Below are 26,885 nucleotides of genomic sequence, written 5' to 3'. Positions count from 1 at the left end.
GACCTCACGAAACCTCAGCGTCGCTCTCGACCGAAACCAGGACGTCGTCGTCGGCGAGCCGCTTGCGCAGGAAGCCGAGGTCCACCATCAGGTCCTCGATCCGCTGCACGCCCTCGACGTCGATCTCGGTGTAGAAGTACGGCACCAGTGCGCTCTTGAGCGTGGCAGGATCGACCTTCTGCTCCCGGGCAGTGACGGCGCGGATGTCCTCCGGGTGCTCGTTGCTGTACGCGGCCGCTTCCTTGATGGCGCAGTTGAAGCGAGCGACGACGTCCTGGTGCTTCCGGACGAACTCCGACGTCGAGATGATGATCGAGGTCGGCCCGTCGTGCAGGACGTCGACCTCGAGCCACGACAGGTTCCTGAGGCCCTTGCCCTCGAAGCCCTGGATGATGGGCTGGAAACTCTGGGCCGCATCCACCTTGCCGGCGATGACGGCGTTGTAGGCATCCGGACCGGTCATGACGACGAACTTGACCTTGTCGGGGTCGCCTCCGTCCATCTTGATGCGGGCCCTCGTGAGCAACGACGACAGCGCGGGGTCAGCGACCGCCACCGTCTTGCCCTCGAGCTGCTTGGGCCGGGTGATGCCGCTGTCCTCCTGGACCAGAAGGGCATTGACCCCCGTCTCGTAGCCGGCCTCTCCCGCCTGCATCTTGTCGAAGAACCCCGGCTCGATGCCGGCGAAGGGCGCGACGCCGCGAAGGTCCTGCCCTTGCTCCACGGCCTGCAACAGCCCCATCGTGGTACCGAACGCGAAGTCGGCGCTGCCGCCGACGACGGCGGAAGCCGCGGCGGGCGGGGACGGGACCATGGAGATCTTGGCGTTGAGACCGTGCTTGGCGAAGAAGCCCTTGTCCTCGCCGAGGTAGAGGGCGCCGTTGCTGAGGATGGGCATTCCGACGATGGTGATGTCCGCGGGGTTCGAGGAGTCCGGCTTCGCGCAGTCATAGCTGGAGGCGACGGTGACGGGCTCGTCCGAGGAACCGCCGCAGGCAGCCAGGCAGAACGCGGACACCGCCGAGACGGCGAGGAGCGCCATCCCCTTGATGGATGATCGCATGGAAGTGGTTGTTCCTTTCAAGTGGGCGGCGACCCGAGCCGTACCGCTGGAGGTCGTAGTGGATGCGGTGTCCCTCTTCGAGGGCACCCGGTGATGGTGCGACCAGCGAGGCAGGATCTGGCCAACGCGCGGTTCCGCCTCGTGGGACTTGGTGCCGACGAGTTCAGCTCGCCTGGTGGATCACGGACGGGTGCCGGGCGATCGGCGTGACCTCGATGTCCATGTAGGACCGCATCGGGAGGGCGGCGAGAATCTCCTGCAGCTCCTCGTTCGACTCGACGTCGAACATCGTGAGATTTGCCAGTTTCGGCCCGACGACGCGCCACAGGTGGGCGATCTTGCCGGCGGCCTGGAGCTGCTGACCGTATGCCTTCTCCCGGCTGACGATGTCGTCACGGAGCGTCGGATCGATGTCAGCGGGAAAGAAGGTCTCGAGGCGGGCGAGGTAGAGCACGTGCATCTCCTTGAAGGGGAAGGGCGTCAGAAGTCGTCGTACGGACGGGGCCGGCATGAGAGCGTCATCACAGCCGCCGGAGTTTGCGGGGATGAGAAGCCAGCAGTTAAATGGTTCTTGGCGTGAACCTAAGTGCCATTTATCGGCGCCGTCAACAGGTTCCGGCGGCCTTTTTCTTCTGCCCCGCGACGTTCCATTCCGCGGAACCCGAAGGTTGCCCCGGACGACCGGCCGGGTCTTGCATCGGGACCTGGCCGCCCACATCCGGGGCGCGCCCCAGGCGCTGGGGAAGGCTCCAGGGCCTGCGCGGCCGCGGCAGCCTGCCGTCGTCGTACCGTCCCCCTCGACGTGATCTGACCGCCCACCGTCAGCTCCCTCGTCGAGCTCTTCTTACGAGGTGATCCCGTGACCGTTCAGGACAACAAGCAGCTGGTGCACGACTTCTACGCCGCGCTGGTGCGCGAGGACTACGACGCCGCAGCAGCGATGTGCCACGAGAAGTTCGTCTTCTACAACCAGATCGACACTCCCCGGCCAGGGGCGGCCGGTTTCGTTGCGGCCGAGAAGAAGCACTTGGACGCCTTCAAAGGATTCAGCATGGGGGTGGAGACCATCGGCGAGGGCGACAAGGTGGCCGCCTACGTGATCTTCGAGGGGGATCAGTGCAAGGAGTTCTACGGCGTCGAACCTCGAGGGGCTCATCTGCGCATGTCGATGCTGAATCTCTTCACAATCGAGGACGGCCTGATCAGCGAGAAGCGCGCCCACTACGACCGCTACGACCACATCGAGCAGCTCCAGTCAGGCGTGGCGTGAGCCGGCCTCCGGAGCGCACCGCGGGGTCCTTCGCTCCGACGGGGCATCCCATGCCCCTGCGAGGCGCGGTCCGGGCGGGCGACTGGGTGGTCGTCAGCGGGCAGGTCGGCCATCGGGAGTTCCGCCTGGTCACCGGCGGGATGGAGGACGAGCTCCGTCAGGCACTCAGCAACCTACGCGACGCCTTGGAACCGCACGGGGGCTCTATGGGCGACGTGGTGAAGACCAACATCCTGCTCTCCGACATCGCGGACTTCGCCGCCATGAATCACGTGTACCTGGAGTTCTTCGACCTGGACCGCCTGCCGGCGCGCACGGCCTGCGCCGTCAGCGGTCTGCCGTTCGGGGCCCTCGTCGAGGTCGAGGCGTGGGCGTACCTTCCCATCGATTCGGCGCAGTGACCGACCCGACCCCGTCAATCGAGGAGGTCCAGCTGCGCCCGAGTGCCATCTTCGCGCCGGTGGGCTACCCGTTCCCACTACGCAGGGGCGTGGCAAGTGGACGACTCCTCGCTGTCTCCGGCCAGTTCGGCCAGGTCGACTTCCGGCTGGTCGGCGGCGGGCTCGAGGCCCAAGTACGCCAGGCGCTTCGCAACGTGGCTTCCGTCGTGGGCGAGCACCGGCTGCGAATGAGCGATGTCATCAAGACGACGATCTACCTTGCTGACATCGATGACTTCGACAGGATGAATCGGGTCTACCTGGAGTTCTTCGATCAGGATCGCCTGCCAGCCCGGACGACCGCGGGCGTTCGGCTGCCGTTCGGTGCGCTCGTCGAGATCGAAGCATGGGCTCGACGACCAGGACCCTTGCGTCGCGCCCTACAGACCTGGGTTGAGCGTCGCGCGACACACGAGCGCTGACCTGTCCGCCCCCTTGTGGCCCGCCCAGTTGCCCCACCACTCGGCCCCCGCTCGGAGCGGCACCGCCGTCACCAAGAACCTCAGGGCGCAGCTCCGCGGAATGGGAGCAGCGGCGCGAACGCCACGCGGTTAACCCGGAGATCGTTGTGACCGCGCTATCTCCTCGCGCACACCGCAGGTGCGGAAGTAGGCGTCGTGGCCAACACTCTGGCCGACATCGATCCGTCCATTCTCCTGACCGTCGGAACTGGAATGCAGATGTTCCTTGCTGCGCCCCATCTCGCAGCCTCGCAGAAGGGACTTCTTGTAGAAGCGGCAGACGAGGACGACCTCGTCGGAGCGCTGCCCCATCGCGAGCGCAGGCAGGTCAAACCGGAACTCCGGCTCAGTTGGACCCCGGATTCCATCGAGGAAACCGGGCGGCATTCTTCCGCGGGCTTGCTTGGGCATACCTCCTCGCCGGGACCATGGCTACGTTCGCCGCGTTGACTTGGACCGGCTGGCCTGTCGCCTGCTTTGACTGTCTCCGTCTCGATCCTGGACGCTGCCGATCTTCACCTGTTGCCTGTGACGACCGTTGACGAGTCCGATTCCGGTTCGCCCCGTCCGTCCTCACAGCCCTGCCAAATGCGCGGCACGCATGCTAGAACGGCGCTTGGCCAACGAATCACAGCGTTACGCCCCTGCTTTGCTTCGCACCGAATGGCCGCCAGCCTGCATGCGTTCGCGAATCGCTCCCCCGCCACCGGTCGCTTGGGATGGTAAGAGTCCCTGGGAGTGGTGGGGTTTGAGGGAGCAGCGGCGGGGCGTCAGCACGTAGACGGCCATCGGCGGGATCTTCGGTGTGTACGGCCAAGCACTCACTGAAGAAAGAGGTCCACCGATGGCCTTGCCCCAGTCTGCCCTGTCTGAGCTCCTCGATGCGTTCCGTGCCGGTGACGGCGTGGATCTGGTTCGTGAATCGGTCCGTGTCGCGTTGCAGGAACTGATCGAGCTCGAGGCGACCGAACGCATCGGCGCTGCCCCCTACGAGCGCGCCGAGGACCGTACGACCGAACGCAACGGCCATCGCCCGCGGATGCTGACCACCAAGACCGGCGACGTCGAGCTGCGGATCCCCAAACTCAGGAAGGGCTCGTTCTTCCCGATCATCCTCGAGCCCCGCCGCCGCATCGACCAGGCCCTGTACGCGGTCGTGATGGAGGCCTACGTCCACGGCATCTCAACCAGAGCGGTCGACGACCTGGTCGAAGCGATGGGCGGCGCCGGGATCTCCAAGTCCGAGGTGTCCCGGATCTGTGCCGGCCTGGACGAGACCGTCGGCGCGTTCCGGACCCGGGCCCTGGACCACGTCGAGTTCCCCTACATCTACCTCGATGCGACCTACCTCCACGTCCGCAATCAGCCCGGCAAGGGCGGGCAGGTCGTGTCGATGGCCGTAGTCGTCGCCACCGGCGTCACCGCCCGCGGTGAGCGGGAGATCCTCGGCCTGGACGTCGGCGACAGCGAAGACGAGGTGTTCTGGCGCAGCTTCCTGCTCAGCCTCAAACAGCGCGGCCTGTCCGGTGTGAAGCTGGTGATCTCAGACCAGCACTCAGGCCTTGTGAAGGCCCTCTCTCGGGCATTCCAGGGCGTCGCACACCAGCGGTGCCGGGTCCACTTCGCCCGCAACCTCCTCGCCCACGTCCCCAAGGGCCAAGCCGAGCTCGTGGCCACCGCGTTCCGGATGATCTTCGCCCAACCCACGCCCGCTGACGTCGACGCAGCGTGGGACAAGACCCGCGACGAACTCGCCGCCCGGTTCCCCAAGCTCGGCCCGTACATGGACGACGCGAAGGCCGAGGTCCTCGCCTTCACCGGCTTCCCGCGCGAGCACTGGCGCAAGATCTGGTCGACCAACCCGCTCGAGCGAGTCAACAAGGAGATCAAACGCCGCGCCCGCGTCGTCGGGATCTTCCCCAACGCCGCGGCCGTGATCAGGCTCGTCGGAGCCGTGCTTATCGACATGCACGACGAGTGGATCGCCGGCGAACGGCGCTACCTCTCAGAAGGCTCCATGGCCAAGCTCTACGACACCAGCGATACTGAACCCGTCGCCGCCATCGACAACGGCGACGCGTAGGCACCGAGGATCACCTCAAAGCCCACCACCCCACGGGGCTCTGTCCTCGGCCGCGGACATCGCAGCTCGCGAGCCTTCCTGATTCCACCTCGCGCGCCGCAGCGATTCGCCATGCTCATGACATGTCCTCGCCCGTGGGCAAACCTGGACGCTCCAGCCAGGCACAGTACGACGCCCTGACCCGATCGTGGCGGCGCCGCAACCGCAAGCTCTTCCTTGCGGTCGGGGCGATCTGCGGCTCGGTGATCGTCGGTTCCTTCGCAATCGCCGCCACCTGGCCGGCCCTCGCCTGGATCGCCGGCGTGTTTGCGGGAGCCGCCCTTTGCTTCTACCTCTTCGCACGCATGAGCCCACCCGGATGGATCGAGAACTGGCAGGCGGGCGCGTGGGGCGAAGAGGCGACCGCGGCTGCTGTCGCACCGCTGAAGGCCGAAGGGTGGGTAGTGACTCACGACCTGCCTGCTCACCACGGCAACATCGACCACCTGGTCGTCGGACCAGGTGGAGTGTTCCTCCTGGACTCGAAGCGGATCAACGGCACCGTCACCGTCAGCGAGGGGCGAGTGGCCGTTCAGCGACTCGACAATCCGACGCTGGGTTACGCCCATCCCGGCGCGGGCCACGTGATCGCTCTGGCGAAGGAAACGCATGATCGAGTACTCGCTGCGTCGCGGCTGAACGTGTGGATCGTGCCCGTCATGGTGTTGTGGGCGAACTTCCCTCAAGGTGTGGCCAAAGATCGGTGCACCTTTGTGCACGGCGACCGGGTCGCCGAGTGGCTGCTCGCGCAACCGACGAAGATCTCCGAAGATCGCATCGAACAGGTGTCCGAGATGGTGATCCGCGCCCTCTCCTCATGACGGATCGCTCGGAGGCGGTGCGGTCTAAGGCGGCGATAGGCAGCACCTCTGCCTGGGCGTCTCACTCCGAATGGCTTCCCGGGCCCTCGCTCGTCGGATTCACGCCTGCAGTGCGGGCAAAACAACGCATGAAACCGTAGTGATTGCACCGTGGGGTTACGCCGGGGGTAAGCGCTTCCGTGCTCTCAGCCGCCAAGAGTCGTACCAAGACGACACCCGCCTAAGCGCCTTCGTGACTGAAGGGGTCGGAACCGCTACATCGAGCCGGCATTGGAGAGGATGCACCCGGCGACGTCTGCGCTTGTCGGTGGTCCTCAGATGGTCGCCCCTGCCCAGGTCGTCCGCGCTGTCTCGTCGGAGAACTTCCCGGCCGCGAGACCGTCGATACCCGATGCGACTCGATCGGTCAGTTGCTGATGTCAGCATCACGGGCGATCACTCAGAACCTGCGGTCACGACCACCCAGCTGACGCACGGCAGCCAGGTGACGAAGGCGGTGTCGCCCTCCACCACCCGCCGTCAGCATCATCGGGCGGGCTGCGCCCTGCCCCTGAGGAGCAGCGCGGTGACGACTCCGGCCAGCAGAAGGATCACGGTCGCCACCTCCAACGCCCGCTGATAGCCGTCGACCAAGGCCGCTGCACCTTGACCGCTCCCGCCCGTGGCGGCCGCGGCGACACCGGCCAGCAGTGCCAGCCCGAGCCCCACCCCGACCTGCTGTGCCGCGTTGAGCACGGCGGCAGCGACACCTGCGCGGTCCTCGGGAACGTCGTACACCGCCGCCTGGGTCAGGGCCATCACGCCGAATCCGAACCCCACCGCGAGCAGGAACATCGCGGGCGCGAGGTGGGTCCCGTACGACGTCTCCTCGCCGACCCTGGAGAACCAAAGGATGGCGATCGCGCTGAGCAGCGCGCCCGAGGGAGCGACCGCACGGACGGAGGTCCGGCCGATCATCACAGGAGCCAGTGCCGCACCCACCACGATCCCGACGCGAATGGCAGCCACGCGGTTCCGGCCTCGACGGGGGTGAAGTGCCGCGCGTCCTGGAGGTAGAGCGTGATGACGTAGAACGTGCCCATCGGACCGATGGCCAGGAGGAGCATGCCGAGGTAGGCGCCGGATCGGGACCTGTCTGCCAGGATTCCGAGCGGGAGGAGTGGGCGACGGACTTTCGCCTGCGACAGCACGAAGAGAGCCAACAGGATCGCTGCGCCCACGATCAGGAGCGGACCGAGCACGTCGGAGAGACCGTCCTCGCCAATGCGCGTGATCCCGTAGGTCATCGTCAGCATGCCCCCGTTCACGAACGCCGCACCGATGCCGCCAAGTGGCCCCGGCACGGGACGGCAGCAGTGAGCGACCGACTCCCCCACAGCACGAGAAGGCCGATCGGCACGTTGATGAAGAACACCCAGCGCCAGCCCCCGACCTCAGTCAGCACTCCCCCGAGGAAGAGCCCGGCGATGATGCCGAGCCCGGACATGGCGCCATAAAGCGACAGCGCGGTGTCGCGCATCTTCTTGTCCTGGAACGACGTCGCGATGAGCGCCAGCGCGTTCGGGGCCGCCAACGCGGCACCGAGGCCTTGCAGGGCGCGAGCGGCGACCAATGTCTCGAGGTTGTGCCCCATGCCCCCGGCGAGCGACCCTGCCACGAAGACCGCGACCCCCGTCGAGAAGGTGCGGCGACGCCCCCCACACGTCCCCGATGCGTCCGCCGACGAGGATCAGGGATCCGAACACCACGATGTAGGCGTTCACGACCCACGGCAGGTCGACCGGCTCCACGTCGAGCGACCGCTTGATGCTCGGCAGCGCGATGTTCACGATCGAGTCGTCCAGCACCAGCATCAGCTGCGCCGTGGTGATCACCAGCAGTGCGATGGAGGCTGATCTCCGCGTAGCGGTGTCCATACGTCCGGAATACCCCCCTAGGGTATAAGGGCGCGAAACGGTTCGGTCACCCTCGCCGTGAGGACTGACGGCATCTCGGCCCGTCCCGGTCCTCCTCGGCGTACCCACTCGACGATCGCGTCGATCACCGAGGGCTGGAGAACCCCGCCGAGCCACACTGGTCGAGCTCTCCGTTCGACACGCGCGGAGGGCGCTGGCGAGACGACGACGACGTTCGACTCCCCGCAGACCAGCAGACAGGTACTCACCCGCACCTCGGCACGGCCACGCAGACCATGGATGAGCGCATTGACCTGTGCGGCGTGGTCGACGTCAGGATGGCGGCCGACGTCGCCGCAACAACAGCCACGGCAGACCGTGACCAGGCACTGGTCACGGTCTGCCACGACGCCTCCGAAGAGGGTCACGCCCGGACGGCCATCGGTCGCCCGGCCCCTGGGCGAGCCACCTCAGCTCGGTGAGTGACCGCCCCGTGCACCAGGCCGATCACGCCCCACATTGCCCCGAGCTGGGCGAGCGACCCGACCCGGAAGTCCCAGAGCAGCGCCGCCGGCACGGAGCCGGGTACGACGTCAGCCGGGCCCGGCGCGAACAGCAGGACGGCGCCCGCACCCAGCGTCGCCACCGCAGCCACAGCGAGCCACGTCAGTCCCAACGAAGTCCCCCGCCGCTCCAGGAAGCGCTGAGTCCCGAAGGCTGCGCCGACGACGAGAACTCCCAGCCCGATGACCACGAAGTAGCACAGCGTGCGGTAGTTCACGGTGTCCGGATCACCGACGCCGGGGGGATTGGCCGGGATGACGAGAGCGGGCAGCAAGGCCATGACGACGAAGGCGAGCATACCGAGCGCAGTCGACTTGCCGAGGTCCGTGCGCCCGGGAAGGCGATGCCGCGACCGCGCATAGACGACCGAGAAGGCCAGGCCCATCAGAGCCGCAACGATGATCACGGTCAGGGTGCCGCCGATCTGCTGCTGCAGCCGGGTCACGACCTCGCCGGCTTCGTGGGAGTGGCTGTGGGCGCCCTCCGATCCCGCGTGATCGTGCGCGTCGGCGCCTGCGCCCTCCAACGCGATCGCGCGGGACAGGACCGGCTCGACTGCCATCCACAGGACCACAGCCGCAGCCGTGCCCCCTGCGATTCCGCTCGCACCGCCCCGAACGAGGCGCTGCGTCCACGTGGTCCGCATCAGGATCAGTGGCAGGGCACGCCGAGGGCGTGGCGGCCGTCGTGGGTGAACTCGTGCAGGAACTGCGCAGCATTCGCCGAGAGCAGAGCGCCGTTCTCCTGCACGAGGAAGTAGGCACCGAAGAGGGCGAAGGCCGCGACGGCCCAGACCCAGGCGGGGACTGCGATGGCCGCCTTGGTGGCGGCGACGGATGCGTTGGACATGGTGGTCTCCTTTCCCGTCAGGCCCGGTTGGCCGGGTCGACGGCAATGGGCTCGGTGTGAGCCTCGTGGTGGTTGCGGTTGGCCGGTACGGCGAGCACGTCCAGGGTTCGTCCGTCGAGCTCGTCGAGCAGGAGGACCCCCTGGTTCCCCAGGACTTGCTCCAGGGCGGCGACCCAGTGCTCGTAGTACGACCACGACGGGTCGTCGAGGCCCGGGTTCTCCTTCTCCCAGGCCGAGATCGATGCGATCAGCGCACCTTGGAACTGCGACCAGTCGAACTGTCCGGTTTTGTGGGCGCTGACCGCGAGCGCGAAGGCACGGATCTCCCACGGCTCGTCGAACGCGAGATCGCCGGCCCGGACGCCGGGCATGTCGCAGACGAGGTCCTCGACAGCCCGGCGTTCCTCTGCCGAGGGCCGATCACGGGTACCCACGCTCATGATGCGGCCTTCGCCGGGGCGACACCGATCATCGAGTCGCGGGTGACCAGGGCAGCGAGCTGCTCCTCGGACCAACCGTCGGTGCCGGCGGGACGCTGGGGCATCACGAAGTACCGCATCTCCGAGCTCGAGTCCCAGACCCGGATCTCCTTGTCCACCGGTACGTCGAACCCGAACTCCTCGGCGAGCACCTTGCGGGGCTCGCGGACAATGCGGGACCGGTACTGGGGCTCCTTGTACCAGTTCGGGGGCAGCCCCATCACCGGCCAGGGGTAGCAGGAGCAGAGAGTGCACACGATGGCGTTGTGGACGTCGTCGGTGTTCTCCAGTGCGACGAGGTCCTCGCCCTGGAGACCGCTGATGCCGAGCTCCTTCGCGGCCTCGGTGGCGTCCTCGAGCAGGCGAGCCTTGAACTCGGGGTCACTCCACGCCTTGGCGATCAGCTGGGCGCCGAGGTGCGGTCCGACCTCGTTCTCGTAGATCTCGACCATCCGGTCGACCATCGACGTCGTCATCACGCCCTGCTCGATGAGCATCGACTCCAGCGCCTTGACGCGCGCGGCGATTTCTTCCTGCGACTTCACGAGGCCACTCATGCGACCGCTCCTTCCTTCTCGACCAGCTCGATGTAGGGATCCCAGACGTCGAAGCACGTGCTTCCGTTGGGGTCGGCGTATTGCGCACCCCACAGCTCCTCGGCCGAGAACTGCACGGTGTAGAGGTGCTCGGGAGCGTCGCCGTGTCCGTTGCCCGCGGAGTCGGGGTAGATGAACGAGCCGTGGTGGCTGATGATCACCCCTGTCTTGCCGCGGACGTAGCCGGCACGACGGCTGTGGCCGAAGGGCACGTCGATGCCCATGCGCACGACATCCCCGACCTTGAACCGCGGCTCCTTGTCCGTCGGACGGCCAGCAGGTGCACCAGCCGGAACGACCGCGTTCACGAAGTCGATCAGCTCCTGGCTCTGCTCGTGCTCGGGCAGCGGTGCATCCGGGTTGTCGAGGTAGAACTGGGTACGCCGGTCGAGTTCGGCCTCGTCGATGTGCCCCCCGCCGATCCCGTAGTACTCGAAGGTGTGGAGCCAGTGCTCGTAATACGGCGCCTTGAGATAGACGGCCGGGTCCATCACCTCGATGCCGTAGCGGAACTGGTCCACGCCGAACCAGCCGGCACGGAAGCAGGCGGCGAACATCGTGAACGCCGGCTTCTCCCACTCCGCGCGGAAGATCGGCTCCTCGGCAGGAGGATCGATCGGACCGAGTCCGTCGGTGCCTCCCAGGTCGAACACCCCGTTCATGCGTTTCTCCTCTCGGCGGCCGGCAGCGGGAACCCACCGACCGCGTTCTCCAGTGCGTGCGCCACGCGTAGAACCGTGGCGTCGTCGTACTTCCTGCCGATGACCATGAGGCCGACCGGAAGTCCATCTGCGAGACCGGCCGGAACGGAGCAGGCCGGGTGGCCCGTCACGTCGAACGGCGCGGTGTTGGCGAGCATCTCGAGGGCCCTGCCGAGGGTGTCGGCGAGCTCGGCGTCAGCGGCCGGGAGCTTGCTCGCAGTAATCGGCAGCGTCGGCATCACCAGCACGTCGTAGTTCTCGAGGGCTGTGTCGTACGCCGCCGCGAGGCGTGACTCGAGGCCACGCGCCATCGCGTAGTGGCGCCCGAACTCGTTGTCGAGTGCATGCCGACCGGCCATCATCACGAGCTTGACGGTCTCCGAAAACCGGCTGGGGTCCTCGCGCCAGCGGCGCCCGTAGTGTGCGATCAGGTCGGGGTCGTAGTAGCCTTTCCAGTTCATGCCGTAGGCGTTGCCGTCGACCATCTGCCAGGTCGCTCCCTCGACCGAGATCACATCCCAGATCGCCGGTCCGTAGGCGTGCCACGGGATCGAGACCTCCTCGGCCTCGAGCCCTGCGGACACCAGCTGCGCAATGGCTGCGCGCACGGCCTCGTTGACTGCGGGATCAGCGTTGGCCAGCTGGAAGCCCTCGGTGACGACGCCGAGGCGCAGACCTGAGGCCGACTCGGTGAGTGCCTGCACGTAGTCGGCCGGCGCCGTCGCGTCAGGCTGCCGCGGGTCGAGACCGTCGACGCCGACGATGACGTCGAGCATCGTCGCGACGTCCTCGACGGTGCGGGCCATCGGGCCCAGGTGGTCGATGGACTGCTCGATCGGGAAGGCGCCCGTGTAGGGAACGAGACCGAAGGTCGGCTTGTGGCCCACGATGCCGCAGAAGGCGGCAGGAATTCGTACTGATCCGCCCTGGTCGCCACCGAGCGCCAGGTCCACCTCACGGCCGGCGACGAGTGCGGCGCTGCCGCTCGATGAGCCGCCGGCCGACCGCTCCCGGTCCCAGGGATTGCGCACGGGACCGGGCTTGCTCGTGTGGGACCCCCCGGAGAAGCAGAGGTCCTCACACGTCGACTTGCCCGCGATCGTCGCCCCGGCGGCGAGGAGGCGTCGGACCACCGTCGCATCCTCGGCCGGGATGTAGCCGTCGACGGTCAACGAACCGTTCATCATCGGAACGCCGGCGACGCTGACATTGTCCTTGATAACGACCGTCCTACCCGCGAGCGGCCCCTCGGCCGCCTCGGCGAGGTCGGTCTGCACGTACCAGGCACCGAGCTCGTTGTGGCCCTCAGCCGGTCGGACCCAGGTGCGCTCCGGCACGCTGGGGGCGAGGTCGGCGTACAGCTCCTCCACCCGGTTCCACGACTCGAGCAGTCCGTCGGCGACCGCCTGGTAGGTGACGATGTCGGCGTCGTCGATCCCCAGGCCTGCGGCAGCGGCGAGCTCGGCCATCGCGGCCACGGTCGGCTTCTCGATCGGCATGCGACCTTCCTCTCTCGGATGCGCGGGTTGTGGTCCGCGTCACGCCAAGTGAAGTGTCAATCCGTCCATATGTCAACAGATCGCGACATATTGAAACGGGAACTCGCTGTTACCGGAAACATCGCTCGCCATCAGCCCTTCAGTGCAGGGAAGTCCTCGTCGCGGAACTCGCCCGCCGGCCGGTTGCCCTCGACCTCGTTCTCGCGCTGGCGCAGCTCGACCCGGCGGATCTTGCCCGAGATCGTCTTCGGCAGGTCGTGGAACTCCAGCCGTCGCACCCGCAGGTACGGCGCCAGGTGCTCGCGCGCGTAGCGCAGGATCGACTCCGCCGTCTCCGCCGTCGGCTCGTGGCCGGCGACGAGGGCGACGTACGCCTTCGGGACCGCGAGCCGCACCGGGTCGGGCGCGGGGACCACGGCCGCCTCGGCGACGGCGGGGTGCTCGATCAGCACCGACTCGAGCTCGAACGGGCTCACCTTGTAGTCCGACGCCTTGAACACGTCGTCGGTGCGCCCGATGTAGGTGACGTAGCCGTCCTCGTCACGGGCCGCGACGTCGCCGGTGTGGTAGAAACCGCCGGCCATCGCCTCGGCGTTCTTCGCAGCGTCGCCCTGGTACCCGGTCATCAGCGTGAGCGGCCCGGCGCCGTCGCGCACCGCCAGGTCGAGGCAGATCTCGCCCTCCCCGACGCCGTCGACGACCGTGCCCTCCAGCGGGTCGACCAGCACGACCGGGACGCCCGGCAGCGGGCGGCCCATCGAGCCCGACTTCACCGGCTGGCCCGGCGGGTTCGCGATCGCGGCGGTCATCTCGGTCTGGCCGAACCCGTCGCGGATGGTCAGGCCCCAGTGCTTCTCGACCTGGCTGATCACCTCGGGGTTGAGCGGCTCGCCGGCGGCGATCGCCTCGCGCAGCGCGCCCTTGCCGCCGGAGAGGTCGGCGTTGATGAGCATCCGCCAGACCGTCGGCGGGGCGCAGAAGGTCGTCACGCCCTCGCTCCGGATCCGCTCGAGCAGCGCGGCCGCGTCGAAGCGGGCGTAGTTGTAGACGAACACGGTCGCCTCGGCCAGCCACGGGGCGAAGAAGTTCGACCACGCGTGCTTCGCCCAGCCGGGGCTCGAGATGTTGAGGTGCACGTCGCCGGGCTGCAGGCCCAGCCAGTACATCGTCGACAGGTGCCCGACCGGGTAGGACGTGTGGGTGTGCTCCACCAGCTTGGGCCGGCTCGTCGTACCGGAGGTGAAGTAGAGCAGCAGGCGGTCGTCGCTGGCGTTGCCCGGGTGCGGGACGGGGGCGGCCGGGGTCGCGAAGGCAGCGGCGTACGGGCTCCAGCCCTCGGGCGCCTCGCCGACGGCGACCCGGAGGTAGTCGCCGGGGACCTCGTCGAACTTCGGGGCGTCCGCGGCGTTGCAGACCACCGCGTGGACGTTGCCGCGGGCGAGGCGGTCGACCAGCTCGGCCGGGCCGACCGCCGTCGTGGTCGGCATGATGACCGCGCCGAGCCGAATCAGCGCGAGCATCGACTCCCACAGCTCGACCTGGTTGCCGAGCATCACCACGACGCTGTCACCTGCCCGCACCCCCAGCGCGGACAGATGGTTCGCGACCTGCTCCGAACGCATGACCAGCTCACCGAACGTGTACGACGCCCGCGCGCCGTCCTCCTCGACGATCACGAGCCCGGGCTGCTCGTTGCCACGCGCATAGGTGTCGAACCAGTCGTGCACGAAGTTGAACGACGACCCCACATCGGGCCAGCGAAAGTCCTCCAGGGCGGCAGCGCGGTCGTAACGGTGACGAATCAGGAGGTCGCGCGCAGAGCGCAGAGCGTGAGTGGCTTCCATGCGGCAGATGGTTCAACCACCGAGCCCGCTCCGAACACCCCCCCATGGGGGGCGAGCGCGACGACCGTCACAGCACGAGCCCCAACCGCCTGGCCTCGATCACCGCCAGGTGCCGCGACCCCACGCCGAGCCGTGACAGAACGTCGCGCATGTACGACTTGACCGTGAGGGCCGTCAGTCCGAGATGCTCGGCCACGGCGGCGTAGGTCAGCCCCGTGGCAACCAGCGCGAGGACATCCCTTTCGCGGGCCGTCAACAGTGGCGCAGTCCCACCGCCGGCGACAGCCATCTGTTCCAGCAACAAGGTTGCGGCATCGCGCGCGCAGTCGTCGGTGGTGGAGCTGCGGATCGCCACCAGACCGGCATGGAGCCGGCGCGCCCGCGCGGCCATCTCCTCGTGGCGTCGCCTGAGCTCCGCGGTCCGCAGTTCCACCTGCCGGTGGATCTCCTCCTCGACACTGATCTCGTGGGCGAGAGCACGCGATGCCCTGATGACGACGTCCAGCGTCCGATCGCCCACGATCGCGGCGCGGAAGCCTACGTAGAGGACACCTCGGGCAGACCGCCCGACGCGCACCGGCGCTGCGGCGATCGTTGTCAGGCCCTCCGCGCGAACCTGTCGGTCGTAGTCGTGGGAGATGCGCTGGGTGCCGTAGTAGTCGTCGACGGCCATCGCTCGCTGCTCCGCCCACACCCGCCCTCCGAGCCCCCGTCCGCGTTGGAGCTCGAGGCCTCTGAGGGATCCGGCGTTGGCCCCGTCGATCCAGGCGAGCCTCAGCCGCTCGCCCTCGACCGCACCGCCGAAGGCCACCGAGGCGCCTGCCTCGGAGCGAAGACGCCGGACCGCGGAATCCCAGACCCCAGTGTTCCAGGAGGTTTCATCGGGCACTGCAAGCTCAACCGTTCTGGATGCGGAACCCGCCGGACTCGGCCCTGGCAACGTAGAGGTCCTGCCGCATGCGGTGAGGGCCCTCGGACCGGACCGCACCCCGAGGCATGCGTCCACGGCTGCGGCGCAACATGTTGGTCACCGTGCTCTCGTCCCCACGGCTCTGACGAACCGCCGACGCATAGAGCACGATCGCCTCGTAGACCGACTCGGAGAGCGAGGACAGCGGCGGGGCCAGCTCGCCGTACCGACTGCGGTAGCGGCCCACGAGCTCGATGTTCTCGGGGGTGTCGAGTGCTTCGAAGTAGCCCAGGGCCGTCCAGATCCCCTGTGATGCCTGATCGCCGATCCTCTCCCGCGCGGACTCCTCCATCACCAACGACAGCGTCTGCCAACGGGACCGGAAGCCCTGGTCCCACGTCTGCCGCTCGAAGGCGACCTCGTCCGCTCCCACCAGAGTCGAGAGCACACAGTCCGCACCGCTCCGCTCGATGCCCGCCAAGGTGGACTCGAAGTCCTCGGTACCGAGCGGCACGAACTGGTTCCCCACGATCGTGGCACCCACCTCCGCCAGTGCCCGCTCGCCAGCGAGATGGGCACCGTGCGCCCAGCGGTAGTCGTTGCCGATCATGTACCACCGCTTGCCGGCAGCGCTGTTCATGACCGTCGAGGCCGCCGCACGAACCTGGTCGAAGGGACGCTCTCCCCAGCGCAGCACATCACCCGCACCCGCGCCGCCCTCGTTCAGCAAGGAGTGGATCACGGGACGACCGGTTCCGCTGAGCGCATCGACCGCCGAGCCGAAGCTGGCGCTCGTGACGCTCGCAACGATCGATCGACATCCAGCGGCGATCAGCCGTCGAGCCTCCCGCGCAGCCTGATCGGCATTCGTCTCGTCATCGCCGACGACCAGCTCCACCGGACGTCCGTCGAGACCTCCATCAGCGTTGATCTCCTCGACGGCCAGCTCCGCCATGTACTCGGAAGCCACGCTGAACACAGCGCCCGGTCCCGACTTGCTGGTGAGCAGACCGATGCGATGGACGCCGGCATCCACATGCGACGGCATCGGCCAGCCCCGCCGGCGCAGCAACCAGTCCATGCCCTTCTGGTCCACGTCGCCGGTGACGGACACCAGTGAACCTCCGTCGGGACCGGGACGGATCAAGATCTTGAGGCGACCTGACCAGGGCTGGTCGTGGACGATCTCGACGAGCCGCCCCGGGACCACTCGGCCGAACCGGCCCAGGATGTCGACTGAACCGGTGGAGAGACCGTCCGACGGCAACCGGATGCCCACAGGGACACCCGTCCGCACGACGTCACACCGGGCGTCGAAGAGCCAGCTACCCCCGCAGCCCGAGCCGAAGAGGTTGAAGACCTCGAACGGCGAATGGCGCAGCTCGCGCGTCGCCGTGATGAGCACCTCGCCCAAGGACCGTCACCCCCAAGCCCGGATCGCTACGCAGAACGCGCCCGGGACCCCTTCATCGCCTTCGACTCGACTGTTGCCGAGTCGGTCGGAACACCTGAACCGAGCAACACCGACAGGAAGGACATGGCATCGCGCACCGGACCCTCGGGGTCCAGCGAAAGATGACGGAAGCGCCCCTCGCGGCGCTCGACCACCAGCCCCGCCTGACGCAGGATCCGAAGGTGGCTCGACACAGCCGTACGGCCGACAGCAGAGACGCTGTCGGCGACCTCGCCCGCGGTCATCTCGCCGTTCTCCGCGAGCAGGCGCAGGATCTCGCGCCGCGTCGGATCGGACAGTGCGTCGAACGCGTCCTGGGCGGGTGCGCCCATCATCCAGACCTCCTCAACGTGTCAATGGGTGATGACACAACAACAGATTACCGCGCCTTCGAACCCACGGCAACATGTCAATTTGTCAGAAATCATTGACATATGCTGGGAGCGCTCCATAGGTTCGCCGACCAGTTCGTCACGGCACCACGCCGTGGCACTGAGAGGAGCTCCAAATGAGTGCAGACACCGCCCCCGCCACCACCGAGGCCGGATCGACGGCCATGGCCCCGACGGGCGATCCCTTGTCTGTCGGCCTGCCAGGCTTCGTCGTCGGATCGGTCGCCCTCGGTCTGCAACTGACCGGATTCGTCTCGGCCGCCGCCGCGGCGGCGCCGCTCGCGATCATCCTCGCGGCCAGCGCCGTGTGCACCCTGATCGCCACTGTCTGGGCAGCTCGACTCGGCCAGAACGCGGTCGCGGCGGTCTTCGGCGTCTTCGCGGGCTTCTGGGCGAGCTACGCCGGCCTCGTGCTCGGCCTCACGCACGGATGGCTGCCGGTGCCGCTCGAGGACATCCAGCACACGCAGGCACTGTTCCTGATCAGCTGGCTGGTGGTCGTCGGAGTCCTCACCCTCGGCTCGCTCCGCCTTCCGTTGAGCTTCACCGCGGTCCTCGCCCTGGTGGACCTGACCCTCGTCCTGCAGATCGTCGGCGTCCTCGGCAACAACACCGGTGCCGCAAAGGCCTCCGGCTTCACGGCTCTGAGCTTCGCCGCCATCGGCGCCTACCTCTTCCTGGGCACCGTGCGGCAGGCGACCGGCGGGCAGCCACTGCCGCTCGGGCGCCCGGTCGTCACGGCCTGAGCCCTCCTGAGCACCGGCGGTCGTGAGTGGTCCCGCCCTCACGGCCGCCGGCACCACCGAGTCAGCGAGGCGTGGTCTCCGACGGCGCGAACGCCGCTCCGTGGCCCGGCACGATCAGTGCAGGCTTCATGTCGAGCACACGTGCACGACTGGTGTGGAAGGCGTCCTGGTCTGTGCCCACGGTGTCGTCGCCGGGAGGCCGCGACTCGGTCCACCAGAGGTGGGTGAACGCCACCAGGCCGTCCGCGGTGCGTGCGAGCGTCGTGATGTCCTGGTCGGTGTGCCCCGGGGTCTGGATCAGGCTGACGTTCTCGGACACCTGGAAGCCCTCGGCGGGCCGCATCACCCACTGGTCGTTGCGGTAGATGCCCCACACGTCATGCGCCTGCGCGTTCGGGAAGAGCGCCACGTTGAAGGTGTGGTCCGGATGGTGGTGGCTGAACACCACATCGGTGATGTCACCCGCCTCGATGCCCAACTCCCGCAGAGGATCGAGGATCGATCCCCGACTGGGCACGAACCCGGGGTCCACGACGATCAGCTGGTCGCCGTCGCGCAGGAAGGCCACGGTCGACGCGACAGAACCGGCAGTGCCCACCTCCCACGGCACGGCCGGCGGCACGTAGCCAGCGAAGAGAACCTCGAACTGGTCGACGGCGCCGGTGGGTGCGCCCTTCGAGTCGGTCATGCGATCACATCCTGTCTTGTCGGGTTGTCCTGGCCGCCAGCGACGGCAGGCTTCAGGAAGTCCTGTCCGGAGATCTCCTCGAGGGCACCCTCGAGGATCTCGAGCATCAGATCGACCTCGTCCTCGCTGATCGTCAGCGGTGGCGAGAGGATCACCGCGTTGTTCAAGGGAGCGATGCCCGCGGGGTAGACGATGAGACCCCGCTCGAAGCAGGCATCGACGAACAACCCGGACACCTGATGGACCGGGTCAGGAGCAGCCTTGGCCAGGGGATCGGCGAGGAACTCGAAGCCCCACAGGAGACCGCGGCCCCGGACGTCGGCCACGAAGGGAAAGCGCACGGCAAGCTGCAGCAGGCCGGCCGCCAGCTGCTTGCCGCGCTGTCTGACATTGGCCAGGACCTCGTTCTGCTCGAGGTGGTCCAGCACGGCGAGGCACGCCGCGGCACCCAGCGGGTTGCCGGAGAAGGTGTGCCCGAACGGCGCCACACCACTGCCTGCCCGGATGACCTCGACCATGTGATCCCGCATCAGCACGGCACCCATGGGCGAGTAGCCAGCGCTCAGTCCCTTGCCCGTGGCCAGCAGGTCGGGCACGACACCCTCGGTGATGCTGGCGAACCAGTCGCCCGTACGACCCATGCCGGTGATGACCTCGTCGAGGATGAGGAGGACGCCGAGTCGGTCGCAGAACTGACGGAGTCGCTGCAGGTAGCCGGTCGGCGGCACCAGTACGCCGCCCGCCGCGCCGACGATCGGCTCGACGATGATGCCGGCAACGGTCTCCGGACCAGCCGTGATCACGGCGGCCTCGAACTCCGCTGCCGCTCGCTCGGCATACTGCTCGTCGCTCTCGCCCGGACGGGCGTGGCGGAAGGCATGGACCGCGGGCACCACGGGGAAGGGATGCAGCAGCGTCCCGTAGTCGGGACGCCGCGCGGCATGGCCGGACATCGAGAGCGCACCCATCGTCATGCCGTGATAGCTGATGTCGCGACTGAGGATCTTGACCTTCTCCGGCTTGCCGCGCTCCCGCCAGTGCCCGACAGCCGCCCGAATGGCGAACTCGGTCGCCTCGGAGCCGCTGCTCACGAAGAACGCATGGTTCAGGTCGCCGGGAGCCAATGCGGCCAGCCGGCGGGCGAGCTCCTCAGCGGGCTCATTGGTGAACTGCGTCCGATAGGTGAAGGCGACACGCGAGAGCTGACGATTGAGGGCGTCGGCGATCTCCAGGACGCCGTGGCCGATGCTGGCGGTCATCGCGCCGCCGGCTCCGTCAAGGTACCGACGTCCCTCGGTGTCGTAGAGGAAGACACCCTGGCCGTGACTGATGGTCGGATAGGCGCGGTCGACGTGCTGCTTCAGGAGTGCGCTCACCGGCTCGCAGCTCCGAGGTCGGCCGCAGCACGCAGCACGCCGGTGAAGTTGCTGATCAGGCGGCGGTTGCCGCGCAGGACCACGTCCTCGTGGGCCAACAGGTCCTCATCTCCGCTGGCCAGGCGCTCCCGGTCCTGCTCGCTCGGATTGCGGTGGTCGTGGACCCACGTCAGGTACGCCGCATGGTTGATCTCCGGGTGGAACTGGACCCCCCACGAGGTCCTTCCCACGCGGAAGGCCTGGTGGGGGTACTCCGGCCCCGTGCCCAGCCACGTCGCATCCTTCGGGAGCTCCGCGACCATGTCACCGTGCATGGTGCCTGCCAGGAAGGGGTGCGGGAGTCCCGCATGCACCGGGTCGACCGCTGCAGCAGGAAGCCACTCGACACGGGCAACTCCGGTCTCCAACCCCCGGTCGCCGACTGCGGTGCGGCCGCCGAACGCCTGTGCCATCAACTGAGCGCCGAGGCAGATGCCGAGGCTCGGAGCCTCTCGGTCGCTGGCATCGCGTTGCAGAGCCCGGATGTCCTCGAGCCAGGGATAGCCCGCGTCGTCCAGCGAGCTCATGTCCCCGCCCAGCACGACCAGGCCATCGGCTTCGAGTCGCTCTGGAACGGGCTCACCTGCGTAGGGCCGGACGCAGGTCCAGCTGACACCGGCCTCGGTGAACCAGCCCTCCAGCTCGTACATCGGGTCGAGCGGGTCGGGCTGGACGACCAGCACCTCACGCGTCGGGGCCGGGGGACGCTCGGCAGTCATGCGGGCCAACCTCTCAGGAACGATTCCGTGGGGCACTGGTCAGATCGGGAGAGCGGGGTCGTCGAGACCCACGACCTGGCTGCCCTGGAAGAAGCGCACCATGTCCGTCGGTCCGTGACCACCCATGCCTGCCGAGTTCCAGAAGGTCTGCTCGGAGCCGTCGGCGAGGTCCGCGAGCTTGCACCCGTTGACCCGGACCTCGCCGGCCGGGATCCGGGCAGCAGCTCCCAGTGCCCGGTCGACGTCCGCTCCGAAGACGAAGCCGGCGAGGCCCGTCTCGGGGCCGGTCGCCGCAGCGATGGAGGAGTCGTCGCTGCTGGACGCGTGCACCGACATCACCGGGCCGAACAGCTCTGCCGTCGAGTCCTCCGCGGCCGTACCGACGACGAGTGTCGGCGCGAGGAACCAACCGGACAGGTCGGGGAGCTCGTTGACCGTGAGTGCCTTGCCTCCGCGAGCGACCAGGTCGTTGATCCGGCCCGTCAGGTGGTCGCGGTGGGAGGAGTGTGCGATCGGCCCGACGTCCGTCGCGTCGTCCATGCAGTGCCCGACGGTGCGAGAGCGCAGCTCGTCGAGGAGCGCGTCCACCAGCTCGTCGTGACGGGACTCGTGGACGATCACCTTGCCGGGAGCCTCGCACCACTGGCCGTTGAGCTTGGTCATGCCGTCGACGAGCGCAGCGGCTGTGACCGAGATGTCGGCGTCCTGCAGGACGACCGCCGGGTTGTGCCCGCCGAGCTCGAGTTGCAGTGCGGCGAAGTGGGGCGCTGCCGCTGCTGCGACCGCACGGCCGCCAGCGCCGCCACCGGTGAAGGAGACGGCGCGGATCCGGGGGTCGCCGACGACCTGCGCTCCGACCGCCGCTGCACCGTGCACGAGCTGGAAGACCGCGGGCGGGAGGTCAAGGTCGTCGACGGCTTGGGCCAGCACCTCAGCGACGATCTGGCAGCCCGCGGGCGCCCATTCGGACGGCTTGAGGATCACCGGGCAGCCGGCAGCGAGGGCGCTCGCCAGCTTCGCCACACCCACGAAGGTGGGGGCGTTCCAGGGAGCCAGCACTGCCGCCGGGCCGAGCGGACGGCGCAGGAGGCGAACCGGGCGACCGCTGCCGTCGAGGTCCGTTCCGGTGCCGACTTCGAGGAGCTGGTCGCGTGCCGAGCGGACCCGCGGTCCGAGATATCTCGCCATCTGGGTCGCGATCCGCAACGGGTTGCCGTTGCCCATCGCATCCTCGAAGCCGATCTCGGCCGAGCGGGCATCCAGCCCGTCGGCGAGCCGGTCGAGGAGTGCGATCCGTGCCTCCGTCCCCGCCGCCTCCCACGATCCGTCGGCGTGGAGCGTGTGCGCAGCGGCAAGCGCGCGCTCGACCTCGGCCGCGTCGGTCGCGACCTGGTGCTGGCGGACCTCACCAGTGTTGGGGTCGTCCAGCGTTCCCGGGAGCTGGTGCGCCGGGACGGACCACGCGCCGTCGATGTAGTCGATCTGTTGCTTGGGTTCGTGAGTCGCGGCCATGGCTCGGCTTCCTGTCGCAGTGATGGGGAGGGATGCGTGGCGCCGGCGTCAGGCGCGGGCGGATGTCATGTCGACGACGATCCGGACGGTGTCGGGATCGCTCATCGCCGCGAGCCCGTCGTTGATGTCGCCGAAGTCGACGACTCGGGTGACCATGGCGTCGAGGTCGAGCCGGCCAGCCCGGTAGTGGTCGGTGAACATGGCGACATCACTCAGGAAGCGGTTCGCTCCCATGTAGGCACCACGAACAGTGCGGTCGCCGTAGACGAGCGCGTCGGCCGGCAGCGACAGGCGGGAGCCCTCGGGCATCAACCCGAGGATGGTGGCAGCTCCCGTGGGCGCCAGGCACGCGAACGCCAGCTCGGCCGTCGCCGTTCGTCCGACCGCCTCGATCGCATGGTCCACCCCGCCCGGGACGAGGGCATGCAGGGCCGCAACGGTCTCGTCGGCGTCTGCCGATGCCACCAAGACGTCGGTTGCTCCCAGGCGCTTGGCTGCCTCGAGCTTGGCCGGAACGGCGTCGATCGCGACGACTCGGCGAGCACCCGCGATGCGGGCGCCCTGGATCGCGGAGACGCCGACGCCGCCACAGCCGATCACGGCAACCGTGTCGTTGGGACCGATGCCGGCACCGTGCACGACGGCGCCGACACCCGTGGTGATGCAGCAGCCGAGGAGACAGGCCACCTCGAACGGGAGCGCATCGTCGACCGTCGCCAGCGAGCCCTCGCCCACGAGGATGGCCTCGGCGAATGCCCCGACCCCTCCGAGGGCGCCGAGGGCATCGCTGTTCGGCAACCAGTGCTTCGGACGCGGCCGCGCGCGAACGATGTCGACACGCTGGCACTGGGTGGGCCGACCGCGGAGACACTGGTCGCACATGCCGCACGCCGGCGTCACCGTGGCGACCACCCGGTCTCCGGGCGCGAAGCGTGTCACTGCGGCGCCGACACGATCGACGACACCCGCGACCTCGTGCCCCAGGACTGTCGGCAGGTCGATCGACAAGGAGCCGTGCACGTAGTGGAGGTCGCTGTGGCAGAGGCCCACGCGTTCGACCCTGACCAGCACCTCATTGTCGAGCGGGTCATCGATCAGCACGGACTCGAGGCTGAGCGGCGCTCCGACCTCACGAAGGACGGCGGCGGTGATGGTGGTGGGCAACGTAGCTCTCCTGTCGATGTCCCAAGGTGTCGGGGCAAGACCGCTGGCGGGACGCTCTCCGATCGTCGCGGCGCCGATACGCGGCGACAACGTCTGCCGTGCACCGGTCAGAACGCACGGCTGTGCACTGCTGCCACTACTGCGACACCGACCAGGCGGCCGTCGTCAACCGGGGCTGCATCGCCGCTGGGCAAACGTCCGGGGACGGCCGGCGTGCCAACCGCCGTAGGTCGTTCATCGGCCACTTGTGCCAAGGCGAGCCGGCCGAAGATCTGCTGCTCGGTGAAGGTGCGCTCCGAGCGGCCCTTGCCGAGGAAGGAGACGGCCCAGTCCATCACCGATGTGATGCGGTTCTTGAACCCCACGATGTAGAAGAGGTGGACGACGAGCCACATCAACCAGGCCAGGAGACCGGTCAGCCGCAGCCGGCCGACCATCGCGACCGCGCGGAAACGTCCGACGATGGCCATCGAGCCCTTGTCGCGATAGCGGAACGCGTCGTCGCGGGGGAATCCGTTCACGCGTCGGTTGATGAGCTTCGCTGCGTGATTGGCGCCCTGGATCGCGACCTGCGCGACACCCGGGAGGTTGTTGAGCGAGATCATGTCGCCGACCACGAAGACCTCGGGGTAGCCCGGCAGGGTGAGGTCGGGGTTGACCGAGATTCGGCCCGCCCGGTCGAGCGGGGCACCGGTCTGGGCGGAGAGCTGCTGGCCCAGCGGGTTGGCCTGGACACCGGCGGCCCACACCTTGGCGACGGCCTCGATCCGCGCGGAGCTGCCGTCCTTGTACTTCACGGTCAGGCCGCGCTCGTCGACCTCGGAGACCAAGGCGCCGAGCATGACCTCGACACCGAGCTTCTCCAGCTTCTCCTGGGTCCACTTGCCGAGCTTGGCGCCGAACGGCGGCAGCACCTGCGGCGCCGCGTCGACGAGGATGACCCGCGCCTGGCGGGTCGAGATGGCGCGGAAGTCGCGGGTCAGCGTGCGGTGCGCGAGCTCAGCGATCTGGCCGGCCATCTCCACACCGGTCGGGCCGGCGCCGACGACCACGAAGGTCAGCAGGTGGTCGACGTTCTCGCCACGGGCCGCGCCGAGCTCGGCCATCTCGAAGGCGCCGAAGATACGGCCGCGCAGCTCGAGGGCGTCGTCGATGCTCTTCATGCCGGGGGCGAACTCGGCGAAGTGGTCGTTGCCGAAGTAGGACTGGCCGGCGCCGGCGGCGACGATGAGCGAGTCGTACGGCGTCACCAACTCCTCGCCTCGGGCAGTCGACCTCACTTCGCGTGCAGCGAGGTCGATCTCGGTGACCTCGCCCAGCAGGACCTGGGCGTTCTTCTGGTTGGCGAGCACCTCGCGGGTCGGGGGCGCGATCTCGCCCTCGGAGAGGATGCCGGTCGCCACTTGGTAGAGCAGCGGCTGGAAGAGGTGGTGCGTCGTCTTCGCGATCATCGTCACGTCGACGTGGGAATGGCGCAGCGCCCGAGCGCCGAACAGGCCACCGAACCCGGAACCGATGACCACCACCCGGTGCTGCTTCTCGCGATCGGCAGGCAACGAACTCGTCACGTTCAGATCTCCTCGTGGAAGGAAGGGCTCCGGGCAGCGGCGACCCCCGCCACCGCTGCCCGGATCCGGTTTGCCTGGAGGTCAGTCGACCCTGCGGTCGTGCTCCAGGCCGGACTCGACGTACTGCTCGTCGATGAAGAGCTCCTCGAGCTCGTCGTCGTGCAGGTCGCCGATGGTCGCGTAGCGGTCGGGGTCGCTCGAGCGGAGCCACAGGGCGTAGAGGAAGCCGGCGACCGCGATGACCGCAACGTAGAGCGGGATCAGCTTGACGACCATGACGTCACCTCCCGCGAGGAAGCTGAGGTTGTTGACCAGCAGGTACATGACCGCGCCCTGCGCGACGGCACCCACGACGGGAGCAGCGAGCGTCTTCGCCCAGTCAGCGCCGGTGACCCGTCCGACTCGGTTGAAGTAGCCGATCACCGCCAGGCAGACGAGGAACTGCACCAGCAGCACGGCAAGCGTGCAGAAGATGGGCAGCCAGGTTGCGAGGTGGACCAGCGGGTCGGCTCCACCGATCGCAAAGATGGCAACGGCGGTGATCGCGATCGTGGCCTGCACGCCGGCCGCGACGTGCGGCGACTTGTGCTGCTCGTGGGTCCGGCCCAGCGCACGCGGCAGGATGCCGTCGCGACCCAGCGAGTAGAAGTACCGCGAGGCGTTGTTGTGGAACGCGAACGCGCAGGCGAAGAAGCCGGAGACCACAAGGAAGTCCATCAAGGTCCGCATGAATCCGAACGTGTGCGAGTCGGCCAGAACGAAGAAGTACTGGTCGATCAGCGTGCCCGCCTGGGCGGGAGAGTCGTCGCCGAAGCCGACCGTGCCGGCGTACGCGACGAACGTGTAGAAGATGCCGAGAGTCAGGACAGCGATGTAGGTCGCGCGCGGGACGCTCTCCTTCGGGTCGCGGGTCTCCTCCCCGTAGATCGCCGTCGTCTCGAAGCCGATCCACGACCAGAACGCGAGGAAGAAGCCGATGCCGACCGCAGGAGCGGCTCCCCACTCGCCGGGATTGAACGCCTCGGGCTGCTGGCCCTGGGTGCCGCCGGAGAAGACCGTCGCCAGAGCGACCACGAGCACGACCAGCACCTCGAGTGCGAGCAGCACCCCGAGGATGCGGGCCGTGAAGGTGACCCTGAAGTAGGAGATCACGAACATCAGCACGAGACCGGTGATGGACACCCAGTACCAGGGGACCGACAGGCCGAAGTGCTCGTCGAGAAGCGCAGATCCGTAGAAGCCGAAGCCGCCCACGATCGCTGCAGAGATCATGCTGTAGGCGGCGAGGACGACGAACCCGACGCTGAGGCCCATCGGACGCCCGAGGCCCTGCGCTGAGAACGTGTAGAAGGCGCCGGCGGACGTGATCCGCTTGGCCATCTGGGCGAAGCCAACCGAGAAGATCAGCAGGATGGCCGTGGTCGCGGCATAGGTCAACGCGGTCGCCATTCCGGCGCCCGCTGCCATCGAGATCGGGATGTAGGTCGACGCGACGACCAGGGGCGCCGCCGCAGCGGTCACCATCAGCACGATGTGTAGGAAGTTGATCGAGCTGCGGAGAAGCTGCGTGGAGACGCTCCCAGCCCCGGACTGGGATGCGGAGATCTGGCCCATCTGGACATCCTCCTCGGATGGTCGGGCGCGTCACCCCGATGGGACGAGCCGGTGTTCGGACTCGCTGAAACTAGGCCGCGTGAGCCACGCCACGTATAGC

Annotated in this window: 28 protein-coding genes and 1 pseudogene; 7 read left to right on the top strand and 22 right to left on the bottom strand. The window is 68.1% G+C overall.

Translation table 11 applies throughout. The features are described from left to right. Nucleotides 1-4: 4 nt before the first annotated feature. Together BJ993_RS10550 and BJ993_RS10545 are read right to left on the bottom strand one after the other, a co-directional pair. Nucleotides 5-1,150 (bottom strand): ABC transporter substrate-binding protein, encoded by a 1,146-nt coding sequence (locus BJ993_RS10550; protein WP_179648736.1) that lies wholly within the window; start codon nt 1,148-1,150, stop codon nt 5-7. A 76-nt stretch (nt 1,151-1,226) separates the two neighbouring features. Beyond that, on the bottom strand, nt 1,227-1,517 hold the full coding sequence (locus tag BJ993_RS10545; protein ID WP_179648735.1) for a muconolactone Delta-isomerase: 291 nt from the start codon (nt 1,515-1,517) through the stop codon (nt 1,227-1,229). Nucleotides 1,518-1,922: 405 nt separating this feature from the next. Here BJ993_RS10545 and BJ993_RS10540 point away from each other — a divergent pair, with 405 nt between their 5' ends. The 6 genes from BJ993_RS10540 to BJ993_RS10515 all read left to right on the top strand — a co-directional run bounded on the left by BJ993_RS10540 (nt 1,923) and on the right by BJ993_RS10515 (nt 6,177). Next, nucleotides 1,923-2,333, top strand: a complete 411-nt coding sequence (locus BJ993_RS10540; RefSeq protein WP_179648734.1) for an ester cyclase — start codon at nt 1,923-1,925, stop codon at nt 2,331-2,333. 50 nt (nt 2,334-2,383) lie between these two features. Then, on the top strand, nt 2,384-2,734 hold the full coding sequence (locus BJ993_RS10535; protein WP_179648733.1) for a RidA family protein: 351 nt from the start codon (nt 2,384-2,386) through the stop codon (nt 2,732-2,734). Beyond that, entirely contained in the window at nt 2,731-3,195 is a 465-nt protein-coding gene (locus BJ993_RS10530) for a RidA family protein (RefSeq protein WP_218864670.1), read from the top strand. The genes BJ993_RS10535 and BJ993_RS10530 overlap by 4 nt, the downstream gene beginning before the upstream one ends. Before the next feature lie 195 nt (nt 3,196-3,390). Continuing rightward, nucleotides 3,391-3,684 carry a hypothetical protein gene (locus tag BJ993_RS10525; protein ID WP_179648732.1) on the top strand — a complete coding sequence of 98 codons (294 nt, stop codon included), beginning with the start codon at nt 3,391-3,393 and terminating at the stop codon, nt 3,682-3,684. A gap of 394 nt (nt 3,685-4,078) precedes the next feature. After that, nucleotides 4,079-5,317: an IS256 family transposase gene (locus tag BJ993_RS10520; RefSeq protein ID WP_179652162.1), complete on the top strand. Its 1,239-nt coding sequence runs from the start codon at nt 4,079-4,081 to the stop codon at nt 5,315-5,317. 122 nt (nt 5,318-5,439) lie between these two features. Further along, a complete protein-coding gene (locus tag BJ993_RS10515) occupies nt 5,440-6,177 on the top strand; it encodes a nuclease-related domain-containing protein (RefSeq protein WP_179648731.1) in 738 nt (245 codons plus the stop codon). A gap of 525 nt (nt 6,178-6,702) precedes the next feature. Here BJ993_RS10515 and BJ993_RS25380 read toward each other — a convergent pair. The 13 genes and pseudogenes from BJ993_RS25380 to BJ993_RS10460 form a co-directional block, all read right to left on the bottom strand. Beyond that, the gene (locus BJ993_RS25380) at nt 6,703-7,134 is read right to left on the bottom strand and encodes an MFS transporter (RefSeq protein WP_218864669.1); all 432 of its coding nucleotides are present in this window, start codon (nt 7,132-7,134) and stop codon (nt 6,703-6,705) included. Continuing rightward, the gene (locus tag BJ993_RS25375; protein WP_218864668.1) at nt 7,134-7,472 is read right to left on the bottom strand and encodes a hypothetical protein; all 339 of its coding nucleotides are present in this window, start codon (nt 7,470-7,472) and stop codon (nt 7,134-7,136) included. The genes BJ993_RS25380 and BJ993_RS25375 overlap by 1 nt, the downstream gene beginning before the upstream one ends. A gap of 8 nt (nt 7,473-7,480) precedes the next feature. Further along, nucleotides 7,481-7,861 (bottom strand): annotated as a pseudogene (locus BJ993_RS25370) (MFS transporter); the annotation flags it as partial. 635 nt (nt 7,862-8,496) lie between these two features. Next, complete coding sequence (locus BJ993_RS10505; RefSeq protein ID WP_179648730.1) at nt 8,497-9,282, bottom strand: CbtA family protein; 786 nt, start codon at nt 9,280-9,282, stop codon at nt 8,497-8,499. A gap of 5 nt (nt 9,283-9,287) precedes the next feature. Beyond that, nucleotides 9,288-9,485, bottom strand: coding sequence for a CbtB domain-containing protein (locus tag BJ993_RS10500; protein ID WP_179648729.1), 198 nt, complete (start codon nt 9,483-9,485; stop codon nt 9,288-9,290). Between the two features lie 17 nt (nt 9,486-9,502). After that, nucleotides 9,503-9,925 (bottom strand): nitrile hydratase accessory protein, encoded by a 423-nt coding sequence (locus BJ993_RS10495; protein WP_179648728.1) that lies wholly within the window; start codon nt 9,923-9,925, stop codon nt 9,503-9,505. After that, nucleotides 9,922-10,521 (bottom strand): nitrile hydratase subunit alpha, encoded by a 600-nt coding sequence (gene nthA / locus BJ993_RS10490; RefSeq protein ID WP_179648727.1) that lies wholly within the window; start codon nt 10,519-10,521, stop codon nt 9,922-9,924. Before nthA ends, BJ993_RS10495 begins: the two co-directional genes overlap by 4 nt. Next, on the bottom strand, nt 10,518-11,222 hold the full coding sequence (gene nthB / locus BJ993_RS10485) for a nitrile hydratase subunit beta (protein WP_179648726.1): 705 nt from the start codon (nt 11,220-11,222) through the stop codon (nt 10,518-10,520). Before nthB ends, nthA begins: the two co-directional genes overlap by 4 nt. Next, nucleotides 11,219-12,760 (bottom strand): amidase, encoded by a 1,542-nt coding sequence (locus tag BJ993_RS10480; protein WP_179648725.1) that lies wholly within the window; start codon nt 12,758-12,760, stop codon nt 11,219-11,221. The genes nthB and BJ993_RS10480 overlap by 4 nt, the downstream gene beginning before the upstream one ends. A gap of 131 nt (nt 12,761-12,891) precedes the next feature. After that, nucleotides 12,892-14,508: an AMP-binding protein gene (locus tag BJ993_RS10475; protein ID WP_308645536.1), complete on the bottom strand. Its 1,617-nt coding sequence runs from the start codon at nt 14,506-14,508 to the stop codon at nt 12,892-12,894. A gap of 163 nt (nt 14,509-14,671) precedes the next feature. After that, on the bottom strand, nt 14,672-15,277 hold the full coding sequence (locus BJ993_RS10470; RefSeq protein WP_179648723.1) for a LuxR C-terminal-related transcriptional regulator: 606 nt from the start codon (nt 15,275-15,277) through the stop codon (nt 14,672-14,674). Between the two features lie 223 nt (nt 15,278-15,500). After that, nucleotides 15,501-16,919, bottom strand: a complete 1,419-nt coding sequence (locus BJ993_RS10465) for a substrate-binding protein (RefSeq protein WP_308645706.1) — start codon at nt 16,917-16,919, stop codon at nt 15,501-15,503. A 35-nt stretch (nt 16,920-16,954) separates the two neighbouring features. Continuing rightward, complete coding sequence (locus BJ993_RS10460; RefSeq protein ID WP_218864666.1) at nt 16,955-17,302, bottom strand: metalloregulator ArsR/SmtB family transcription factor; 348 nt, start codon at nt 17,300-17,302, stop codon at nt 16,955-16,957. A gap of 173 nt (nt 17,303-17,475) precedes the next feature. Between BJ993_RS10460 and BJ993_RS10455 the strand changes: the two genes are divergently transcribed. Then, nucleotides 17,476-18,105, top strand: a complete 630-nt coding sequence (locus BJ993_RS10455; RefSeq protein WP_179648722.1) for a GPR1/FUN34/YaaH family transporter — start codon at nt 17,476-17,478, stop codon at nt 18,103-18,105. A 61-nt stretch (nt 18,106-18,166) separates the two neighbouring features. Here BJ993_RS10455 and BJ993_RS10450 read toward each other — a convergent pair whose 3' ends face one another. The 7 genes from BJ993_RS10450 to BJ993_RS10420 all read right to left on the bottom strand — a co-directional run bounded on the left by BJ993_RS10450 (nt 18,167) and on the right by BJ993_RS10420 (nt 26,785). Then, nucleotides 18,167-18,793, bottom strand: a complete 627-nt coding sequence (locus tag BJ993_RS10450; RefSeq protein ID WP_179648721.1) for an MBL fold metallo-hydrolase — start codon at nt 18,791-18,793, stop codon at nt 18,167-18,169. Beyond that, the gene (locus BJ993_RS10445; RefSeq protein ID WP_179648720.1) at nt 18,790-20,169 is read right to left on the bottom strand and encodes an aminotransferase family protein; all 1,380 of its coding nucleotides are present in this window, start codon (nt 20,167-20,169) and stop codon (nt 18,790-18,792) included. Before BJ993_RS10445 ends, BJ993_RS10450 begins: the two co-directional genes overlap by 4 nt. Then, on the bottom strand, nt 20,166-20,891 hold the full coding sequence (locus tag BJ993_RS10440; RefSeq protein ID WP_218864665.1) for a type 1 glutamine amidotransferase: 726 nt from the start codon (nt 20,889-20,891) through the stop codon (nt 20,166-20,168). Before BJ993_RS10440 ends, BJ993_RS10445 begins: the two co-directional genes overlap by 4 nt. 75 nt (nt 20,892-20,966) lie before the next feature. Further along, a complete protein-coding gene (locus tag BJ993_RS10435) occupies nt 20,967-22,439 on the bottom strand; it encodes an aldehyde dehydrogenase family protein (RefSeq protein WP_179648718.1) in 1,473 nt (490 codons plus the stop codon). A 48-nt stretch (nt 22,440-22,487) separates the two neighbouring features. Continuing rightward, on the bottom strand, nt 22,488-23,603 hold the full coding sequence (locus tag BJ993_RS10430; RefSeq protein WP_179648717.1) for an alcohol dehydrogenase catalytic domain-containing protein: 1,116 nt from the start codon (nt 23,601-23,603) through the stop codon (nt 22,488-22,490). A 107-nt stretch (nt 23,604-23,710) separates the two neighbouring features. Next, nucleotides 23,711-25,171, bottom strand: coding sequence for an NAD(P)/FAD-dependent oxidoreductase (locus BJ993_RS10425; RefSeq protein WP_308645535.1), 1,461 nt, complete (start codon nt 25,169-25,171; stop codon nt 23,711-23,713). A gap of 81 nt (nt 25,172-25,252) precedes the next feature. Then, entirely contained in the window at nt 25,253-26,785 is a 1,533-nt protein-coding gene (locus BJ993_RS10420) for an APC family permease (protein WP_179648716.1), read from the bottom strand. Nucleotides 26,786-26,885 lie beyond the last annotated feature (100 nt).

Source organism: Nocardioides aromaticivorans, from assembly GCF_013408525.1.
GTDB classification, from domain to species: domain Bacteria; phylum Actinomycetota; class Actinomycetes; order Propionibacteriales; family Nocardioidaceae; genus Nocardioides; species Nocardioides aromaticivorans.
The sequence above is the reverse complement of the archived record's forward strand: the minus strand, read 5'-3'. Positions and strand labels throughout refer to the sequence as shown.

Bases quoted from the DNA above. Each gene is read 5' to 3' on its own strand.
- BJ993_RS10535 (WP_179648733.1), top strand. From the start codon at position 2,384: ATGCCCCTGCGAGGCGCGGTCCGGGCGGGCGACTGGGTGGTCGTCAGC.
- BJ993_RS10520 (WP_179652162.1), top strand. From the start codon at position 4,079: ATGGCCTTGCCCCAGTCTGCCCTGTCTGAGCTCCTCGATGCGTTCCGT.
- BJ993_RS10515 (WP_179648731.1), top strand. From the start codon at position 5,440: ATGTCCTCGCCCGTGGGCAAACCTGGACGCTCCAGCCAGGCACAGTAC.
- BJ993_RS25380 (WP_218864669.1), bottom strand. From the start codon at position 7,134: ATGATCGGCCGGACCTCCGTCCGTGCGGTCGCTCCCTCGGGCGCGCTG.
- BJ993_RS25375 (WP_218864668.1), bottom strand. From the start codon at position 7,472: ATGCTGACGATGACCTACGGGATCACGCGCATTGGCGAGGACGGTCTC.
- BJ993_RS10505 (WP_179648730.1), bottom strand. From the start codon at position 9,282: ATGCGGACCACGTGGACGCAGCGCCTCGTTCGGGGCGGTGCGAGCGGA.
- BJ993_RS10500 (WP_179648729.1), bottom strand. From the start codon at position 9,485: ATGTCCAACGCATCCGTCGCCGCCACCAAGGCGGCCATCGCAGTCCCC.
- BJ993_RS10495 (WP_179648728.1), bottom strand. From the start codon at position 9,925: ATGAGCGTGGGTACCCGTGATCGGCCCTCGGCAGAGGAACGCCGGGCT.
- nthA (WP_179648727.1), bottom strand. From the start codon at position 10,521: ATGAGTGGCCTCGTGAAGTCGCAGGAAGAAATCGCCGCGCGCGTCAAG.
- nthB (WP_179648726.1), bottom strand. From the start codon at position 11,222: ATGAACGGGGTGTTCGACCTGGGAGGCACCGACGGACTCGGTCCGATC.
- BJ993_RS10480 (WP_179648725.1), bottom strand. From the start codon at position 12,760: ATGCCGATCGAGAAGCCGACCGTGGCCGCGATGGCCGAGCTCGCCGCT.
- BJ993_RS10470 (WP_179648723.1), bottom strand. From the start codon at position 15,277: ATGGCCGTCGACGACTACTACGGCACCCAGCGCATCTCCCACGACTAC.
- BJ993_RS10460 (WP_218864666.1), bottom strand. From the start codon at position 17,302: ATGATGGGCGCACCCGCCCAGGACGCGTTCGACGCACTGTCCGATCCG.
- BJ993_RS10455 (WP_179648722.1), top strand. From the start codon at position 17,476: ATGAGTGCAGACACCGCCCCCGCCACCACCGAGGCCGGATCGACGGCC.
- BJ993_RS10450 (WP_179648721.1), bottom strand. From the start codon at position 18,793: ATGACCGACTCGAAGGGCGCACCCACCGGCGCCGTCGACCAGTTCGAG.
- BJ993_RS10435 (WP_179648718.1), bottom strand. From the start codon at position 22,439: ATGGCCGCGACTCACGAACCCAAGCAACAGATCGACTACATCGACGGC.
- BJ993_RS10420 (WP_179648716.1), bottom strand. From the start codon at position 26,785: ATGGGCCAGATCTCCGCATCCCAGTCCGGGGCTGGGAGCGTCTCCACG.